Annotated in this window: 14 protein-coding genes; 6 read left to right on the top strand and 8 right to left on the bottom strand. The window is 46.9% G+C overall.

The genetic code is table 11. The annotated features are described in order from the left end of the window. Positions 1-61: 61 nt before the first annotated feature. From ICL80_RS16435 to ICL80_RS16415, 5 genes are all read right to left on the bottom strand, one after another. The gene (locus ICL80_RS16435) at positions 62-1,432 is read right to left on the bottom strand and encodes an alpha/beta hydrolase-fold protein (protein WP_194213807.1); all 1,371 of its coding nucleotides are present in this window, start codon (positions 1,430-1,432) and stop codon (positions 62-64) included. 116 nt (positions 1,433-1,548) lie between these two features. Then, positions 1,549-3,984: a TonB-dependent receptor domain-containing protein gene (locus ICL80_RS16430; RefSeq protein WP_194213806.1), complete on the bottom strand. Its 2,436-nt coding sequence runs from the start codon at positions 3,982-3,984 to the stop codon at positions 1,549-1,551. A gap of 101 nt (positions 3,985-4,085) precedes the next feature. Then, positions 4,086-5,135 carry a FecR family protein gene (locus ICL80_RS16425; RefSeq protein ID WP_194213805.1) on the bottom strand — a complete coding sequence of 350 codons (1,050 nt, stop codon included), beginning with the start codon at positions 5,133-5,135 and terminating at the stop codon, positions 4,086-4,088. Further along, on the bottom strand, positions 5,128-5,718 hold the full coding sequence (locus ICL80_RS16420; protein WP_194213804.1) for an RNA polymerase sigma factor: 591 nt from the start codon (positions 5,716-5,718) through the stop codon (positions 5,128-5,130). The genes ICL80_RS16425 and ICL80_RS16420 overlap by 8 nt, the downstream gene beginning before the upstream one ends. Before the next feature lie 108 nt (positions 5,719-5,826). Further along, positions 5,827-7,065, bottom strand: a complete 1,239-nt coding sequence (locus tag ICL80_RS16415) for an MFS transporter (protein WP_194213803.1) — start codon at positions 7,063-7,065, stop codon at positions 5,827-5,829. Positions 7,066-7,205: 140 nt separating this feature from the next. Between ICL80_RS16415 and ICL80_RS16410 the strand changes: the two genes are divergently transcribed. Both ICL80_RS16410 and pgmB read left to right on the top strand, forming a co-directional pair. Further along, complete coding sequence (locus ICL80_RS16410; protein ID WP_194213802.1) at positions 7,206-9,551, top strand: glycoside hydrolase family 65 protein; 2,346 nt, start codon at positions 7,206-7,208, stop codon at positions 9,549-9,551. A gap of 10 nt (positions 9,552-9,561) precedes the next feature. After that, the gene (gene pgmB / locus ICL80_RS16405) at positions 9,562-10,218 is read left to right on the top strand and encodes a beta-phosphoglucomutase (protein WP_194213801.1); all 657 of its coding nucleotides are present in this window, start codon (positions 9,562-9,564) and stop codon (positions 10,216-10,218) included. Here pgmB and ICL80_RS16400 read toward each other — a convergent pair. Continuing rightward, positions 10,215-11,237 (bottom strand): LacI family DNA-binding transcriptional regulator, encoded by a 1,023-nt coding sequence (locus ICL80_RS16400; RefSeq protein ID WP_194213800.1) that lies wholly within the window; start codon positions 11,235-11,237, stop codon positions 10,215-10,217. The two genes, pgmB and ICL80_RS16400, sit on opposite strands and share 4 nt — an antisense overlap. A gap of 240 nt (positions 11,238-11,477) precedes the next feature. Between ICL80_RS16400 and ICL80_RS16395 the strand changes: the two genes are divergently transcribed. Next, positions 11,478-13,733: a TonB-dependent siderophore receptor gene (locus tag ICL80_RS16395; RefSeq protein WP_194213799.1), complete on the top strand. Its 2,256-nt coding sequence runs from the start codon at positions 11,478-11,480 to the stop codon at positions 13,731-13,733. A gap of 117 nt (positions 13,734-13,850) precedes the next feature. Here ICL80_RS16395 and ICL80_RS16390 read toward each other — a convergent pair whose 3' ends face one another. Continuing rightward, positions 13,851-14,285: a hypothetical protein gene (locus tag ICL80_RS16390; protein ID WP_194213798.1), complete on the bottom strand. Its 435-nt coding sequence runs from the start codon at positions 14,283-14,285 to the stop codon at positions 13,851-13,853. A gap of 280 nt (positions 14,286-14,565) precedes the next feature. Here ICL80_RS16390 and ICL80_RS16385 point away from each other — a divergent pair, with 280 nt between their 5' ends. From ICL80_RS16385 to ICL80_RS16375, 3 genes are all read left to right on the top strand, one after another. Then, positions 14,566-16,284 (top strand): putative bifunctional diguanylate cyclase/phosphodiesterase, encoded by a 1,719-nt coding sequence (locus ICL80_RS16385; protein WP_194213797.1) that lies wholly within the window; start codon positions 14,566-14,568, stop codon positions 16,282-16,284. A gap of 84 nt (positions 16,285-16,368) precedes the next feature. Then, positions 16,369-17,196: a mechanosensitive ion channel family protein gene (locus tag ICL80_RS16380; RefSeq protein ID WP_228073623.1), complete on the top strand. Its 828-nt coding sequence runs from the start codon at positions 16,369-16,371 to the stop codon at positions 17,194-17,196. A 220-nt stretch (positions 17,197-17,416) separates the two neighbouring features. Further along, positions 17,417-17,917, top strand: a complete 501-nt coding sequence (locus tag ICL80_RS16375) for a hypothetical protein (RefSeq protein ID WP_194213796.1) — start codon at positions 17,417-17,419, stop codon at positions 17,915-17,917. An 85-nt stretch (positions 17,918-18,002) separates the two neighbouring features. Here the strand turns inward: ICL80_RS16375 and ICL80_RS16370 are convergent, their stop codons facing one another. Beyond that, complete coding sequence (locus ICL80_RS16370) at positions 18,003-18,149, bottom strand: hypothetical protein (protein ID WP_194213795.1); 147 nt, start codon at positions 18,147-18,149, stop codon at positions 18,003-18,005. Between the last annotated feature and the right edge of the window lie 97 nt (positions 18,150-18,246).

Genomic DNA, 18,246 nt, shown 5'->3' with positions numbered 1-18,246 from the left:
ATTTATAAATATTAAACACGAATGGCGGCTATTTGACTGAAGTGGCAGCCATGCGTATCGCTTAATTTTTGAAGGATGGCTTTTCCTCATTGCCTAGGAGCCAAACGAGCCCCTCTGGGAGTGTTTCGCGCCAGAACAGCAGGTCATGACCGCCGGGGAAACTGCGATATACGGTTTCGCAGCCTTTGCTTTTTAATAGCGTGTATAGGGTTTCTGTACTGTTACCGATGTTTTTATCGTCTGCGCCCCATTCAAAGAGGCCGGCATCAAAATAAAAACGTGTGTCGGCACAGCCCCGGTCAGCATAGCGCCTTGAAACCCAGCTTTCTTTCATGCCATCAGCAAGGGCAGACCCTTCGGGCGGAGACCACCAGTAAGATCCAGATTGGCTAAGCACATGGTTGAACACCTCTGGTCGGAACAGGTTCGCGCATGTTGAGGCAAGGCCGCCGTAGCTTGATCCTGCCACAACAATATCGGTTGAGGTTTTTGTGGCAGGAACTTCGGCCCTTACCCATGGCAGCAATTCATCTGCGAGAAAATTTGTAAAGTCAGGGTTGCAGGGCAGTTCTTCTGCCCGCTGTGTGGGAACCGTGTTGTCAACAAAAACAGCGAGCACGGGCGGTATTTTTTGCTCGTTTATCAGGTTATCAAGCGCATAGTTTGCAAGACCGTCTGTTAGGTATTTTTCGCCGTCAAAAATGAAGACAATAGGCAGCTCGTCCTGAGTGTTTGTTTTTGGGGGATAATAAAGAGAGATGCCTCGTGTTACTTTCATGATGCTGCTTTGAAAGCTGTGCTTTGCAAGGCGGCCTTCTGGTGCGCCTTTCGGTATTGACCAGTATAGTTCTGCAGCATCAGGCCCCTTGATGATGGAAGCTGTTTTGAACATACTTTCTTGCAGGTGCCAAAGGTTCTTATTGAAAGGGTCGTGTTTCAAATTAGCAAACACATGTTTCCTGTAGGCATCTGTGCCCATGAACTGAGCCGTATTCAGAGCAAAATTATAGGTCATGGCAGCGTCGGATGGCACCTCAACTGTTTTAAACCAGATATGGGTGCCTGCAATATTTGCCATCAGGTTATCTTTGCGGTCGGCTGTGCGCTTGCTGCCAAGAAGTTCAACTGAGTGTGTATCTTGGTCGCCGCGCCATAGAAAGGTCATCTGTACAGTTTTGTTGCCTGTTTCATTTATTTTTGTGGGGGTGACGAGGGGGGTGCCATTCTTTTCAACAGCTTGCCAAAAGTGAGCCTCTGCCGCTTCGCTTTTATGATCCAAAAAATTATCAATTATTGTATGAAGGCCAGCTACGGGAAGGCCGGTTTTATGTTCTGTGCCTGCGGGTTCTGCGCTACAGCCAGTTGCCAGTATTGTAATAGCAAATAGGCGGAAAAAAACTGTATGGAGAAGGCGGTTGAAAATGCAGTGCATGGTCTTTACTCTGGCTGTAATAGGGGCTGATAAGTGACAAGGGCATAGCCCCTGTCACTGTTTTCAGACTGTCATTATAGTGAAAAACTATAATGTGTTATCATGCAAATTCTTGACTAGAAGTTATAATCAAAAACGATACCAAACGATCCGGGTGCGCCGACCTGTGCCGTTGTGGTTGCAGACCGGAGCAGGATTTCTTCCTCAAACAGGTTTTTGGCGTACGCGCGAACGCTGAAACGCTCTGTTTCGTAGCCTATGTTCAGGCTGACTGTAACATAGTCACCAGCAAGGTCAGTTGCCAGATTGTCAATGTCAGAGAAATATTCGCCTACATAGTTCAGGCGTGCACCAAAAGATAAACCGTTCTCAAAGTTTTGAGTGAAACCAACAGCCGCATTAACAGCAGGTGCATAGCTAAACTCATTACCAACTAGATAGGCGTTAACGCCGCTTGCTTCTTTTATCTCGGTGTGCAGCCAGCCCACAGAACTGTTCAGCTCAAGGCCCTTACCAACAAAGACAATCATCTCGCCTTCGATACCGTAAGTTTCGCCTTTGTCTACGTTAATGATGATGGAATCGTTAGAACCACCGGTTGGACCAAAAGCAACAGCCTGATAGCCATCATATTTGTTCAGGAAGATGTTAGAGTTGAGCTTTACACGGTTTTCAAAGAAGGAGCCCCGGAAAGATAGCTCAAAGGCATCTACACGTTCTTCATCAAAATCGTAAGACTCGTTCCTAAGGAAACTAAAACCGCCGCCGCCAGCGTTATAGCCTTTGCGCGCGCTTGCACCCACAGTTATTGTGTCGGTCAGATCATACCGAAAGCCAATTTTGGGTAGGAAAATGGTTTTATCAACAATAAAATCATAGGCATTGTTTCTGGACAAAAGCTGAACCGCGCGGTTTTGCTTTTCGTTTTCAATACGACCGCCAATTTCCATAGAAAGCTTGTCTGTAAGGGATACGTTAGCATCTGTGAAGAAAGCCATTGTTTCGATATTATCATCAGCAGCATAAAGGTTGTTGCCTACATAGAGATCGTCACTGCTTTTCAGGTAGTAGAAGCCCGCAACACCGGTAATGCTGCTTTCTTCCGGATTATAAACGAGGCGACCTTCCAGGGTTTTGTTTTCCTGCTCGGTTACCTGTGTAATGCTGCCGGGGTGCTCGTCAAATTCGAAATGATAGTCCACATACCCTGCTTGCAGAAAGCCAGAAAGATCTTCATTGAAATCATATTCAACATCAAAGCTTACTGCTGTTGTTTCTGTGTTTTGGTAGCGGGCATTTGTACGGGTTGCGAGGTCCGCTACGAATTTGTAATCAAAAAAGTCGGGACCGGTTACATATTGGGCATATTCACCTTTTTGATCGCGGCGTACAACGGTCAGCTTCAGGGTAAGGTCGTCACTGGGTTTGAATAATAGCTTACCGCGTACATTCATATCAATTGTTTCAGATGGATCCCACGGAAAATCACCGCTATTTGATGTATAATCAATGAAGCTGTGACCGGAAAATCCATCAACAGAAAGCCGGAAGGCCAGTGTATCATCAACAATTGGGCCAGACACAACGCCAGCATATTGAAAGTTTTTACGCTCCGTTTCATAGCCGACACGGGCGCCTGCTTCCCAATCAAAAGAGGGTTCTTTGGTGGTGATAATGATGGCACCGCCAATAGTGTTACGGCCTTGTGTGGTAGACTGTGGGCCACGCAGGAACTCAACCTGTTTCACGTCCCACATGCCTGCTTCGCCGTTAACATAGCCTGACCAAACATCGGTCATGCCGTCCACTGATGTGCTTACGCGCGGGCGTGCGCCTGAGAAGAATGTAAAGGAACCAAGCGCCGTACCCGTACCTTCAACGCCCCTAATGTTTGGGACACCAAAAGGATTAGCTACTACGTTTGGCACAAATTCAATCAGGTCATAAACAGAGCGGGATTCCCCGTCGCTACCTGTTATAACTGTAATGGCTGTTGTTGTATCTTTTAGGCTTTTACCAATTTTTTCACCGGTAATGACAACTTCTTCATACACGAAATCGCCGTCTGTAGATGCATCTTGTGCACCAACGCCGCTAGCGACTCCTGCACCAAATAAAATAGTTGCAATAGATGCCAGTAGCCCTCTTTTACGCTCTTGAGTTAACACGTGTTCCTCCTTGACTGGTTTCGTTTTTGCTTCAGCCGGAGTGACCGTAATGATCCCCCTTGCTGTAAGGCCGCCCGAAAAACCCGTGTCACGGAGCAGTAAATCCAGTGCTTCAGTAACGGTATATTCCCCATTTACGGGGTGTATATCCTTGCTGGTTGCCAAATCATAAGAGTAGAGAAGTTGCACTTTGGCTTGGCGTGCAAGCGCTTGTAATGCTCCTCCTAGTGTTTCTTCTGTAATATGAAACACATGTTTTTCTTCAGGAGCATTTGCATGCACAGTCAGTAAATCACCAAGTGTCAGTACCGCAATCAACCAGATTGCAGCGCACCACCTCCCTATGGGTGTTCGACCCTTATGTTTTGGCCAGATAATCAGCATACTGTGTGTTTTTCACCGGCCTTGTAAGTGATGACCGGTTATGAAATAAAACCCTCACTAAAAATTTATAAATTTTTAAAAGTAAGCGTGAAGTAGGTGAGTTATGTAGCCCGGGTTAGGGTTATGTTTTTGTCATCAAGGCGGTTAACCTGAACGCCAAAAACATTCTCAAGTGCTTCAAGCATACCGTCTACATCGCCGACTTTAAAATAGCCTCCTATGGGCGTATTTTTAAGGCTCGGGTCCTGTATTTCAATTTGAACGTCTGTATATCTGCTGATGTTATCTATCACCTCGGAAAGAGGTTCGCCGGCAAAGGCAATAAAGCCTTCTCTCCATAATAGTTTACGGTCCAGTGTTTGCTGATTTAGCTTTTCAATATGGTCAATTTGCGTGCTGAACACAGCATTTTGGCCAACGGTTAAAGCTGCAATAGGGGTCAGGTTTTGGGCGGGTGGAATACCCTTTTTTTCGTTGATTGGTTGGGCTGTTTCAGGCGCGGATAATAATTCAACCACGCCTTCATCCACGGTCACCTCAATGTTCTTTTCTCGTAGAAACACGCTAAAAGCCGTGCCCACAGCCTTCACAACACTGCCACCGGCATAAACCAGAAAAGGCCGGCTGGTGTCATGGGCTACTTTGAAATGGGCTTCCCCGCGGATCAGTTCCAATGTTCGGGTGTCGGGTGTATAGTGCACTTCAATTTCACTATTGGTATTTAAGGTCGCAGAGGAACCATCAACGAGTGTGACAGTTTTCAATTCGCCCACAGCCGTGTAATAATGTGAGCTGCCTGTTTCTGCTTGCGGATTGCTAGTATTGAAGAGCAAAGCTGTCACTGCGAGCAATAAGGAGGCGGCAACCGCCATACCCCACACAATAAGACGAGATTGCGGTTGGCGACCTGTTATTGCAGGCTCTAGTGTGTCTTCATAATTTAAATCATCAAGGATATCACTGCCAGACCATATGGCTGCCATGCGGTCAATCGCTTCTTGGTGTTGCGGGCTTTTTTGCAACCAATTTCGAAATTCTTGCCGTTCAGCGGCTATCAGGTCGCGCGTGTCCATTTTGGCAACCCACATGGCGGCTTCTTCCTCAATGACTCGTCGGTCAGGAAATGAAACGATATTTTCGCCGTTAGTCATCTTGGCCTTGCCCCAAATCTGTATCTTTAGCCTTTTTCTGTGCCAATGATTTGACCTGCATTCCGAAGTCGGCTGGATCATAGCCATTCTCGCGGAAATATTGGCTACATTTCATCAGGCCGACAGCAATATGCTTTTCAACGCCGCTGACAGAAATATTCAGCTTTATTGCAACCTCTTTGGCCGAAAGCCCTTCAACTTTTCGCAGGATAAAAACCTGCTTACAGGCTGGTGGTAAACTGGCGAGTGCTTTTGAAAAAACAATCAGTTTACGTTTGCTGTCTATCTGTGCTTCGGCACCTGTATGGTTTCTATCTAGAAAGACATCTGAGCCGCCAAAATCCTCAGTATAATCTGTAGTGGTATTTGCTTTTTTCGCCAGTTCATTGAGGGCCAGATGCTTTGCAGCGCGAAATAGCAAGGCTTTGGGCGAGCGTACATCAGTACGAATTTCAGTGGCAAAGGCTTTGAGGAAAGTTTCCTGTGCTATATCTTCAATGTCTTGTGCACGTGAAAAGAAACGCCGCAGATAGTGCTTTAGCGCTTTTTCGTGCTCTATGAAGCTTTCGTAAATCTTGCTCACGGACCAGCAACCACCTTATAAACCGCACTCGATTTGACTTTGATAGTATGGTTTATACTCTGTGTTGGCAAGAGCGATACGCAAATGGCGCCTTCTACGCTATGCAAATTATTCGGCGTTCGCAGCAGCTTTGGCAGTTAGGCGGCGGAAGAAATATAGTGCGATAAGAATACCAACAAGTGGGATAAGCGAGCAGTAAAAAGCAGTGCTGCCACCAAGTTTGCCAAAAATGGCACCGGTGATAAGCGAGCCGGTTGTGCCGCCGAGCGCAGAGAAAATAACAATCAGGCCTGTCATTTCTGAGTGCTGATATTTAGGGAGAGCGCTTAATACAATCGAATTGATCGCGGGATAGATAGGCGCCAGAAACAGCCCAATTAACGGGAATATATAAGCGGCGGCAGGTGCGGTTAGCCATGTAATATTTTCTTGTGGCATTATATTTTCTGCCATGGGCAGACTGATAATGACAAGCGCCATAACCGCAAGCAAGCAGGCATTTAAAACAGGGTACCACGACACGCGTGCCATAACAGCGCCTGCACAAAAACGACCCAATGCATAGCTGCCAGCAAAAATGCTGGTTGCCTGAATACTAATGCTTTCAGGCAGCATCAGCACTTCGTTATTGAAGGTAGGTAACCATGAGCCGATACCTTGTTCAATAAGGACAGACAGAAAAACGCATAACGCAAATACATAGCCAAGGGGCTTGATAACCAGCTTCAGCATATCAAGGAAATCGTCTGACAGTGAGTTGCCTTTGTGTACGGCCTCACTTTCGTCAAATGGGGTTATGTACAAAAGCAGAATGGCAAGCACTGTCATAACCGCAAGAACCCAGTAAACATCAAGCCATGTCTGTGATTTTGCAACGCCGTCTTCTACAAAATAGCTGAACATGGCATAGCCAAGTAGAACACCTGTCATAAACACGCCTTCTAGGATATTCATAAAGGAGGCATGCTCTTTAGGCGAGTTTGTTACCAGCCCAACGGTTGAATAAACCGATACTTTTACAAGTGCGAAAGAAACGCCTGTTGCCAGAAATAGTAGTTTGGTGGTTAGAAAGCTTGGTAGCAGTGGCATGGAAAGGCAGGCACCAGTGACAATAGCGAGGCCTAGCATCATAGACTTTCTAAACCCGAAACGCGGCAGAAATGATGCAAGCAGAAACGAAACTATGGCAATGGGCAGGTCCTTAAAGGCTTCCAGTACACTTGCGCTTTGGTGCATCAGATCATAGTTTTTAATAACCTGTAGAATGACAGTGCCCACGCTGTTCAGCAAAATTGCAAAAACAAAATAGGTTAGAAACAGCGAAAGTTTGATGCGCCAGACAGACATGAACCCTCCCCAGGATTAAGAGAATGCTTCAATGGATACCACCAAAGCAGCTTGCAAGCCTAGACAATAACAGTATTGCAATCGATTGCAAAGAATATATTATACTAATGATTCTATAGTTGAATGCGGGTGAGGGTTACATGGGATTAGTTGAGAGTAACAAAAATAATGCAGGGCATGGCATGCCTGATGCGTGGCTTTTGAATGAGCCGGTATTTGATGCCGCACAGCTTGCTGTACGTGAAACCCTTATGGCACAGGCGAATGGTTACCTTGGTACACGCGGTACGTATGAAGAACCCGTGGCTGCAGGTATTGATACGATTGAAGGTACCTATATTAACGGCGCGTATCTGCGCGAACCTATTCACTACGACGAAAAAGCATACGGCTTTGCAACCCACAACAACAAAATGATCATGGTACCTGATGTGAAGCGGCTTATGTTGCGAGCAGGCGATAGCCTGTTGGAGCAGGGAAGTAGCTCATTCACTGAAAATACCCGCTCGCTTGATATGCGCGACGGTCTTCTGGTGAGCACTCGTGTCTGGCAGGTTGCAGATACCAAATCAGTGCGTGTTAGAACAAAGCGTTTTGTATCCAGTGTTTCTTCAGGCCTGATGGTGCAGGAAATTGAGATATCTTCCATTGATTATAGCGGCCCTATCAGTCTTGGTACAGGGATTGATGCGGGCTACGGTATTGAAACAGAAACCGATGATCCGCGCGCGGGCGCTCTTTCCATTCGGCAGTGTTTGGCATTTTGTAATGTTGATATTTCAGAAAATACAGCCGTTACGACGCACACTATTACAGACAGCGAGCGCGTGATTGTTACTGCTTGCGGGTATGATCTGGAAAGCACAGGGGCTGTTGAAACATGCTCTGTTGAAGAGAGTAGTTTTTGGGGCTGGGATTTGGCATTGCAGCTAAAGGCTGGTGAGCGATTACTGCTTCGAAAATATACCGCCTATGCGGACGGTGCTGCAGAAAATGCCGAAATGTTGGCGAAGCAGGCGCAAGAAACTGTTGAGAAGGCAAAATCAAAGGGTTTTGAAAACCTGATGGTAGAGCAGCGCACAGCCTTTGCAGGCTTTTGGAAATCAGCAGACATTGAAATACAGGGTGACGAGGCGGTGCAGCAGGGCATGCGGTTCAATATGTTCCACTTGTACCAATCAACCGGTCGTGACGGTAAGCGCTCGCTGGGTGCCAAGGGGCTTTCCGGGCCGGGGTATGATGGGCATTATTTCTGGGATACAGAAATTTACGCCGTACCGTTTTTTGTGTTTACCCAGCCTGCAACAGCACGTTCGCTTATAACATACCGTATTAATGCGCTTGAAGGTGCGCGTGCCCGTGCACGTATTATGGGGCATAGTAAAGGCGCACTTTACCCTTGGCGCACTATTGGCGGCGAGGAATGCTCATCATTTTTCCCGGCGAGCACGGCGCAGTACCATATTAATGCAGCTATTGCTTACGCGCTGATCCAATATCTGGAAGCGACAGAAGACCAAACTATTCTAAAGGAGGGCGGGGCAGAAATGCTGTTTGAAACCGCCCGGCTGTGGATGGGCCTTGGCCAGTTTAGTGACAGGCACGACGGCAAGTTTTGTATATTCGAGGTAACTGGCCCCGATGAATATACGGCGATGGTAGACAATAACCTTTATACCAATGCAATGGCGCAGCACCATTTGGCGCACGCGGCAAAGATTTTTGCTGACCTGCAGGTATCAGACCCGATACTTATAAAAGGCATTCTGGATAAAACCGGTATGCGCGCCGCTGAGGCCCAAGACTGGGAAAAGGCGGCAAATCTCATGTATCTGCCCTATGATGATACCATGAAGGTGCACGAACAATGTGAAGGCTTTTTCGCAAAACCAGAGTGGGACTTTGCTGGCACACCAGCGGAGAAACACCCCTTATTGCTGCATTATCACCCGTTGGTTATCTACCGGCATCAGGTGTTGAAACAGGCCGATGTTGTGCTGGCACAGGTGCTGCTCAGTGCGCAGTTTAGTACAGAAGATAAACGCCGTAATTTGGCTTATTATGAACCGCGCACTACACATGACAGCACCCTGTCGGCCTGCATGTACTCCATTGCTAATTCAGAGGTGGGCGATAGGCAAAAAGCCTATGAAATGTTTGAAGAAACATACCGTATGGATTTGGAAAACCGGCATGCCAACACCCATTACGGCCTCCATATGGCCTGTATGGCAGGCTCGTGGCTGTCGCTTGTTTATGGTTTTGCAGGGGTACGCTTTGAGGGGGGCACTTTATATTTTAACCCCTATCTGCCAAAGGGCTGGGATGAGTATAGCTTTAGTATGCACATCAAAGGGCGGGTTATTGCAGTTTGTGTGACGGCGTCGGCCACGGTTTACAAACTGCACGCTGGCAATGATTTGGAAATTAGCCATAAGGGTAGCCTGTACCGACTTGTAGCTGGCCAGCCCTTTAAAGCTGAGTAAGGCAAAAACAATGACACCAAAAACCTGTATATTTGATCTGGACGGTGTGGTTGTTGACACCGCTAAATACCATTTTCAGGCATGGCGCAGGCTTGCGGAATTTGTAGGCGTTGCCTTCACCCACGAAGACAACGATAACTTAAAAGGCGTGGGGCGCATGGAATCGCTAGATTATATTCTGGCAAAATCACCTCGACTGTTTTCAAATAAAGAACGGCTCGCCCTCGCGGACCAGAAGAATGATGATTACAAAGAACTGATTAAAGGGATAAACGCGGCAGAGTTGCTGCCAGGTGTATCAGACACCTTTACCTGGCTCAGGGAAGAAGGTTGGAAGATCGGCTTAGCATCAGCAAGCCGCAATGCTCCACAGGTGATTAAAAGCCTTGGTGTTGAGGGTGTATTTGATTATGTGGCAGATGCAGGCAAAATTCTGAACGGTAAACCAGCCCCTGATATTTTTCTGGATGTGGCGCGTGCTCTGAACTCTGCCCCGACTGATGCTATTGGTGTGGAAGATGCTGTCGCAGGTGTAACAGCTATCAAAGCCGCTGGGATGATCGCAGTTGGTATTGGAGACCCAGCCCTTCTCCATGAAGCAGATGTAGTAATGCCTACTCCTGAGGGTTTGATTGAGTGTTTCAAGCTTATGCAGGCTAAAGCTTAGGCGCTGCCGCACGATTGTCGGATAACAAGCTTTGCAGGCAAGGCGACATGGTCAACAGTTTTTCCTGCCATTATATCCAGCAGGTTTTGTACGAGGCACTTGCCCCCTTGGGTAATATCTTGGTGTACGGTCGTTAGTCCCGGTGAACTAAAGCTTGCAAGTGAGATATCATCAAACCCGATAACAGCAACATCATCGGGGATTATTTTACCTGCTTCAGTAAGGCGCTTCATGGCACCGATAGCGACATTATCACTTACAGCAAAAATCGCGTCAAAGTCGCGGCCTTCGCCTAGTAAAACCTGATCCGTTTTATTGTAGCCGTCTGATCGAGAAAAATCTGTTTTGATGATCAACTGGTCATCAATTGGGATGGATGCTTTTTGAAGTGCTTTTTTGTACCCCTTCAGGCGGTGTTCCACCTCTGGGTGGCGCTCATCACCCATAAAGGCAATCCGTTTGCGGCCATTTTTGATGAGTAAAGCGGTGGCATCTTCTGCGCCGGTTTCATTGTCGCTGCCAACGGTTAGATAGTTATGTTCTTCAACATGCGCACCCCAAACAATGAACGGTGCTTTTTTGGTTGCGAGCAGGTCGAGGCGGGCATCATTGCGGCCTTGACCAATGATAATAAGACCATCTGCCCGCTTGCTTTCAATATAATATCCATTCATGTCGTATATTTGGCGCGGGTTGGTTGCGAGCAGCAAATCATAGCCATGATGGGAGGCTTCATCCGCAATACTGCCCAGCAGCACCAGCAAAAACGCATCTGTAACTTCGTGGCCCCAGTCACGGTCTACCATCAGCACCACAGCAAGTGTGTGGGTTTTTTTAAGACGGAAATTTCTGGCGGCGGCATTTATTTCATAATTATTTTCTGCTGCGACTCGCTGAACTTTTGCCCGGGTTTCTTTATTGATAAGAGGGCTGTTCTTCAAGGCACGGGATACAGTTGCCTCGGAAACACCAGCAAGCTTGGCTATATCTGCCATGGTTAGGTTTTTACTTTTTTCCATAAGACCTTACTACCCTTAGAACTGCACTTTTGTCGAGAATTATTACTGATTTATGCAATCGATTGTAATTATCTATTGCAATCGATTGCAAAGAAGCGTAGCCATAAAGGGCCAGAGCTTTTCAAAGACATATGGGGAAACTATTCGATGTGTCTTTACGAAGTATTTGTAGAATTCTGGTAATTTGCGGGGCTTTTGCTCTGCAGGGGAATATATCAAGAAGGCACACGGGAGGATTACATGAAACTAACTCGACTTAGTTTGAATATGTCGACTGCGATAGCTATGGCGATGGCAGCGACGGCTGTATCCGCGCAGGATACACAGGCAAATGCAGACAATACTGCATCCATTGAAGAAATTGTGGTGCTGGGTACTCCTGGCGGTGCAGGTATCGCAAAGCAGAATGCAAGTTTTGCTATTACAACCATGAGCGAAGATGCAATTAGCCTCGCAGGGCCTAAAAGTACGGCAGAACTTTTTACTCTTGTTCCGGGTGTGTGGGCGGAAAGCTCTGGCGGTATTGCAGGCGCGAATATCGATGTACGTGGCTTACCGGGTGGCAGTGATGCGCCGTTTGTGACCATGTCTATTAACGGTGCACCAATTTACGGCACTGAAATGCTGTCCTTTATGGAACAAAGTGTTCTGTTTCGAATTGATGAAACAGTTTCAAGTGCTGAAGCTCTGAGAGGCGGCCCTAACGCTGTTTTCTCTAACGGCGAGCCGGGTGTGACACTGAACTTTAACCTGAAAAAAGGCGGCGATGAGACTGAAGGCCGGGTTAAATACTCGACATCAGATTATGGCTTGCAGCGTGTTGATGCGGTTATGTCTGGCCCCCTTGGTAATGATCTGTATTACATGGTCGGTGGCTATGTTCAGTCATCTGATGGTATTCGGGATGCTGAATTTACTTCCGAAAAAGGCAAGCAATTCACGGTTCAACTGACCAAGGTTCTTGAAAACGGCGAAATTAACGCATGGGCGCGTATGACAGATGACCACGGTCAGTGGTATCTACCCATGGCGCTTGGTACAGGTAACGACCTGGGCACATTCTCGCAGCTTGGCAATAACTCGCGCTATCGCACACTTCAAGTGAATGCAAACGGCGATATGGAAACATTCGACTTTGCGGATGGTCGTGGTTGGGACGGTGTTGTTACGGGCCTTAATGCAGATTTTGACCTCGGCGATGGTTGGGCAATCAGGGACAACATGTCCTATACAAAAGGCAATGCTGACACCCTTGGTTTTGTTCCAGATGGTGGTTCTGTTCAAGTTTCTGCCTTGCCGGGTGGTACAGCAACAACGACAGGCGGTGAAACGCTGGCTGGTAGCGAGTATGTACAGGCATATGGCCACTGGGTTGTCTTGAAAGATATTGAATCGTTCACAAATGATATCAGCATCAACAAACACCTTGGTGATCATGATATTACTGTTGGCTATTACCGTGCCAACTGGTCATCGGATGATTTCTGGTCAATCGGTAATTTCTTGCCCTTCCATAATGTAGCGAACGGCGATTCCCTCGATGGCACTACATGCGCTGATTTGGCTGCTGCCGGGTCAGGTACAGGATGTTGGGCATATGGTATCCAGTCATCGGGTGATGCAACAGCAGATGCGCTTTATATCGCCGATAGCTGGCAGGCAACGTCACAGCTACGGTTTGATTTTGGTGTACGTCAGGAATGGATCGAGATTGATTATGTGCTCGATTCTGGCCCGGGCTACCCTGACGGTATACGCGATATGGCTACTACACTGAAAGACGATGCTGTTTCCTACACTGGCGCTGTGAACTTTGACTTCAACGACGATGTGGGTGTGTTTGCACGGTATTCAAAAGGGTCACTTTTCCCACACTTTGATGATGTACGGGAAAACAACTTGAATGTGAACGGTGTGAAGCAGCTTGAAGGCGGCGTGAAATATTCAGGTGAGCATTTTGGCCTGTTTGCAACGGCCTTCTATAACAAGAATGACAGCTTCTCCAGTGTTGTAGGCAGCGTTATTGGTGCAACAGCCTTTAAAACGCGGTCTATCGGGGTTGAAGTGGATGGTAGTTTCACATATGGGCCGTTTAGCCTTTCTGTTCTTGCAACTGTTCAAGATGCTAAGATCACAGAATCGACAACACCTGCAGATGTGGATAACCAAGTTCTGCGCCAACCAAAAACACAGTTCCGTATTTCACCAAGCTATATGTTTGAAATTGGTGATGTAAGCGCGACTTTGTATGGTGCTGTACAGCTTGTTGGCCACCGTTACGGCGATAACGCTAACACGGTTGACCTTGACGGTTATGAAAAGCTTGATGCAGGTATTCTGGTGCGTACATCCTCTAACCTGTTCTTCCAAGTGCATGGGGATAACCTGACTGATAGCCACGGCATAACAGAAGGTGATCCGCGCAACCCGTCTGCACCGAATGGCCGCCCCATTCTTGGTCGTTCTGTGAAGTTCAGCATTGGGTATGATTTCTAAAAGACTATCAGGCCTGTGCTCTTTTGGGGCGCAGGCTTTACGTTCCTACCAATATTTATATGATCATTGGGACTTAACGCCGTATAGCACTGCTACGCGGCGTTCTTTTTATCTGGGTTATTTAATGAAGGCTTCAATATACTGAATATACCAGCCGGGAAAGCCATAGTCTTTTGAAGCTTTCAGGAGAAAATTAACATAATCTTTATCAACGGGGGCTGGTTCCATATCAACGGACATAAAGGTAATGGCGGCAACTGTTCTGCCGCCGCGAGTGTGGGCCATTACTGGTTCATACTGGTATGTCGCTGTTGTGCGTGTTCTGAGGTAACTATCAAAAAGAGCTTGAATTTCAGTGTGGGTAAAGTTGGCTAGAATGCCGTAAACAATGCCGTCGCCATTTTCAACCAGATTGGCAACAGGCTTTATAACAAGATCAAACCCGGTAATGGAAGCAGGGGCAAACGCACGTTTTGGAATACCGGCAGTTGATAGAATTTCAAGGCTTATAGATGCTCCATACAGGAATACCTGAATTTTACGCTCTGCCATATTCTATGTTCCCCTATCCCATTTTGGCTTTGGCTAACCGGCGCGAAACGCGCCTATTCCAAATGCCTTGCTGGTTCTCGTAGGCCAGCTTTAGCAACAGGTACCATATGTCCAGTATGGTTAAGGCTTTGTAAAAAAGTAGGAAAGACTTTATGTATTTGATGAAAATTGAAATTATCCAATTCCATCAATTAAGTCCAAATTGTTGTAATTTATCCTAAACTAGTACAAGGTGCTGCGTGCGGGATAAAGTATTAACGATGTGGGGTTGTTGAGGCCGGTGAAAAACGGACTGAATATACTTCTGGTCGAAGCAAATGAGGAAAGCTACGAAAGCTTTTCGCGTCTTGTTGAGGGGCTGGACGGCATTAATGGGTGTATATCACGCACCGAAGATGCAGAGACAACGATTGAGCTTATTAAGGCTCATAGAAGCTGGTATTTTGACATCTGCTTTATAAGCGCCAGCATCGGCAAAGAAACGAGCCTCAATCTTGTTGAAGAAATTCTTGATAGGACTGATTGTAAGGCGCCGTTGGTTATAATATCCGGGCAGGATGATCTTGTTTTTGAAGCGTCGCTCCTTAAGCGAGGGGCAAGTGATGTGGTCTTTCACGATGACCTTTCTGTGCGAGAGTTGCGGCGGGTTATACGATATATGACAAACCAGCGCCGCGCGCAGGAACGGGAAGAGCGCCTTGCGTTTCATGATGACCTGACCTCCCTTCCGAACCGCCGCCTTTTACAAGAGAGGCTTGAGCAGGTTTTACAGCACACCAAGCGCCATGCCACTATAGGCGCGCTGATGTTGCTGGATCTGGACAATTTCAAAACCATCAATGATGCGCTGGGGCACTCTGTGGGAGACCAATTGCTGCGTGAAGTTTCTGCCCGGTTGCAAACCTGCTGTCGGCGTGAAGATTCTGTTGCTCGTATTGGCGGAGATGAATTTGCTGTTCTGTTACCTGAAGCGGGGGCCGACATGGTTAAGGCGCTACGCGGTGTTAGCAAGGTTGCGGGCAAAGCCTTGGAAGCGCTGGTAGAACCTGTGCTTATTGAACAGCACAGCCTGCACGTGACAGTGAGCATTGGCATAACCATGCTTACACCAGAAAGTGCAACGATTGATGCCATTTTGCGACAGGCAGACACTGCCATGTATGAGGCAAAATCAGCGGGTAAGGACAGTTATCGTTTCTTTGCCCCTGAAATGGAGGAAATGGTTCTTAATCAGGTGCGGATTGAAAACCATATGCGCATGGGGCTTAGCAATAATGAATTTTATATGCACTATCAGCCGATTGTACATTCACAGACATTTGAACTTATTGGGGCCGAGGCATTGGTGCGCTGGAACAGCCCGGATTTGGGGCAAGTTTCGCCAGCTGTTTTTGTACCTGTGGCAGAAAACAGTGGTCTCATTTGGTTGCTAGGTGAGAAAATCATGGAGGAAGCCTGCGCCTTTTTGGCGGCCACACCCGGCTTGCCGCAGCTTTCCATTAATATTTCTGGCGAGCAGATCCACCGGCCTAATTTTATCGCCTTTGTAGAAAAAGTGATTGCAGATAATGCCCTTGAACCCGGCAGGCTGGTGTTTGAACTCACAGAAACAAGTTTGCTGGCAGACCTGAAACAAGCTGCAGAGGTTATGCAGCGGCTGCGAACTATTGGGGTTCGGTTTGCGCTAGATGACTTTGGCACTGGCTATAGTTCATTGTCTTATTTGAAACGGTTGCCGTTTGATTATGTTAAAATTGACCATAGTTTTACACGTGGTGTGATTGAAAACACAGATGATCAAGCTATCATTCAGGCTATACTCAGTCTTGGTGAAGTGCTAGGTTTCATGGTAACAGCCGAAGGTGTGGAGACGTTAGAACAACTTGAGTTTTTACAGGATAGGGGCTGCATCAGTGTGCAGGGCTATTATTTTAGTAAACCGGTTTCGGCAGATAATTTCCGCCAAAACTGGATTCATCGCCCAGCAAACAATGTGTGATTCTGCTACTTTTGTAATACCATAGCCCGGCCAGCTTAAATGGCCCTTTAACAAATAACATTTGAAGAATAACAGGAAACTTTCATGGACCTATTGAATGATAATGAGCAGATGGATGTGATGTTGGCACAAGCCATTGATATGGGCCTTTCGGTTATTGGCGCTATTCTTATCCTGATCATTGGCTTGTGGCTTGCCGGTGCGGTTAAGGTGCGGCTTGGCAAAATTTTGGGCCGTAGCGAAAAAATGGATGAAACGGTTTCCCATTTCTTGGCGAGCCTTGCGAAATACGCGGTTATTATTTTTACAGTGATTGCGATTTTAGGCCAGTTTGGGGTGGAAACCACAAGCCTTGTGGCGGTTATTGGTGCGGCAGGCCTTGCCATTGGCCTCGCACTGCAGGGCACGCTTTCTAATGTGGCTGCTGGTGTTATGCTTTTGATCTTCCGGCCGTTCCGGGTTGGGCAATTTGTCGATGTAGGCGGCACAGCAGGCGTGGTGAAGGCTATTACTCTGTTCGTGACTGAAATGGACACGCCAGATAACGTACGCATTACCGTTCCAAACAGCAGTGTTTGGGGGTCTAGCATTAAAAACTTTAATCACCACGACACCCGCCGGCTGGACATGGTTTTTGGCATTGGTTACGGCGCTGATATTAATAAGGCGATGGATATTATCCGTAAGGCGCTGGCGGCTGACGAGCGCTGCATGAAAGAGCCTGAGGCGGTTGTTGCCGTGTCAAATCTTGGTGAAAGCAGTGTTGATATTATGGTGCGGGTCTGGTGCCTTGGTAGTGATTATTGGCCGCTGAAGTGGGCGCTGCTTAAAACCGTGAAAGAAAACTTCAACGCCAGCGATGTGGATATTCCATTCCCGTCGCGCACGCTTTATATCGAAAAAGAAGACTAAAAGCAGGCTTCATGTCGATCGCGAAACACATAAAAGGCGCCCGTGTGGCGCCTTTTTATACGGTTTGTGGGGAACATTAGCGGCTTTGACTATAGATGAATAAATATACCTATTGGTATTTGTCAATTTGACCGAATACTCCACTTCTCAAAAGAGTTGAGAGGTAAAAGTGAATATTTAGAAAGTGGTGCCATAGAAACATTTTAAGCTGGGGTAGGCTATGGAATATCCGATTATTTATAAGTTTAAAACGCGACAAATTGCCATGATGATCATTTGCTTTTGGGTCACCGTTGCTGTTCTGGTTTTGGCGCCCGTTTATGCTTTTTATAGTGATGTCGGGCGCGACACGCTTGGTTTTAGCCTGATATTCTGTGTGGTGATGCTAATTTTTCTATGGATACAGTATCCTATTATACAGTATCCTGTCCGATATTCTAAAAATGCCTTGGAAATCCATACAAACCATTTGTGTTTAACAACACGGCAAGGGGTGCTCACTATCCCCAAGGCTGCAATTTATGGCATTGCGGACAATGAGTATTCTTGGTTTACATTTGGGGATGGGATATTAGAAGTAGTCACAATGCTGGTTGCCGATGAATATAAAACTCCAAATAATTATGGTTTACGTGTAAACCCGTCTCTAGATACCTTTTGTATAGAAGGGGCAACTGATTTTACAATCAGAAGCACCCTCATAACATGGCTGAATTCATAGAATAACCACATGGGATCATGCTAAAAGGACCGGCACATGCAAAGGTGCCCGTGCTGCGGGTTTTTAAGCTTTCAAAAGGACTATTTTAATGGCTGCGCTTGAAAAGGCGCGTGAACAGGCCGTCTCTTGGCTGCTGGGCAGCTTCACGGTAAGCTTGAGCTTGCTCAAAAGCTTGCAGCCTGCGTTGATATTCAACTTTGGTCATACCGTAGGTGCTTGCAGGTTTCTGCATGGGTTTTCTCCTTCGCTTGTCGTGCGGCTTTTTTATGTATTTGGCCGCTCGGTCGTTGTCGTTTTTTATTTTATGGCGCGCTGTTTTCAGCGTCACT

The sequence above is a fragment of the Kordiimonas pumila genome (assembly GCF_015240255.1).
Classification (GTDB): Bacteria; Pseudomonadota; Alphaproteobacteria; order Sphingomonadales; family Kordiimonadaceae; genus Kordiimonas; species Kordiimonas pumila.
The sequence above is the reverse complement of the archived record's forward strand: the minus strand, read 5'-3'. Positions and strand labels throughout refer to the sequence as shown.

Excerpts from the sequence above, each read along its gene's own strand:
- ICL80_RS16430 (WP_194213806.1), bottom strand. The coding sequence starts at position 3,984 with ATGCTGATTATCTGGCCAAAACATAAGGGTCGAACACCCATAGGGAGG.
- ICL80_RS16370 (WP_194213795.1), bottom strand. The coding sequence starts at position 18,149 with ATGCAGAAACCTGCAAGCACCTACGGTATGACCAAAGTTGAATATCAA.
- pgmB (WP_194213801.1), top strand. The coding sequence starts at position 9,562 with ATGACACCAAAAACCTGTATATTTGATCTGGACGGTGTGGTTGTTGAC.
- ICL80_RS16400 (WP_194213800.1), bottom strand. The coding sequence starts at position 11,237 with ATGGAAAAAAGTAAAAACCTAACCATGGCAGATATAGCCAAGCTTGCT.
- ICL80_RS16425 (WP_194213805.1), bottom strand. The coding sequence starts at position 5,135 with ATGACTAACGGCGAAAATATCGTTTCATTTCCTGACCGACGAGTCATT.
- ICL80_RS16380 (WP_228073623.1), top strand. The coding sequence starts at position 16,369 with ATGGACCTATTGAATGATAATGAGCAGATGGATGTGATGTTGGCACAA.
- ICL80_RS16390 (WP_194213798.1), bottom strand. The coding sequence starts at position 14,285 with ATGGCAGAGCGTAAAATTCAGGTATTCCTGTATGGAGCATCTATAAGC.
- ICL80_RS16415 (WP_194213803.1), bottom strand. The coding sequence starts at position 7,065 with ATGTCTGTCTGGCGCATCAAACTTTCGCTGTTTCTAACCTATTTTGTT.
- ICL80_RS16375 (WP_194213796.1), top strand. The coding sequence starts at position 17,417 with ATGGAATATCCGATTATTTATAAGTTTAAAACGCGACAAATTGCCATG.
- ICL80_RS16410 (WP_194213802.1), top strand. The coding sequence starts at position 7,206 with ATGGGATTAGTTGAGAGTAACAAAAATAATGCAGGGCATGGCATGCCT.
- ICL80_RS16395 (WP_194213799.1), top strand. The coding sequence starts at position 11,478 with ATGAAACTAACTCGACTTAGTTTGAATATGTCGACTGCGATAGCTATG.
- ICL80_RS16435 (WP_194213807.1), bottom strand. The coding sequence starts at position 1,432 with ATGCACTGCATTTTCAACCGCCTTCTCCATACAGTTTTTTTCCGCCTA.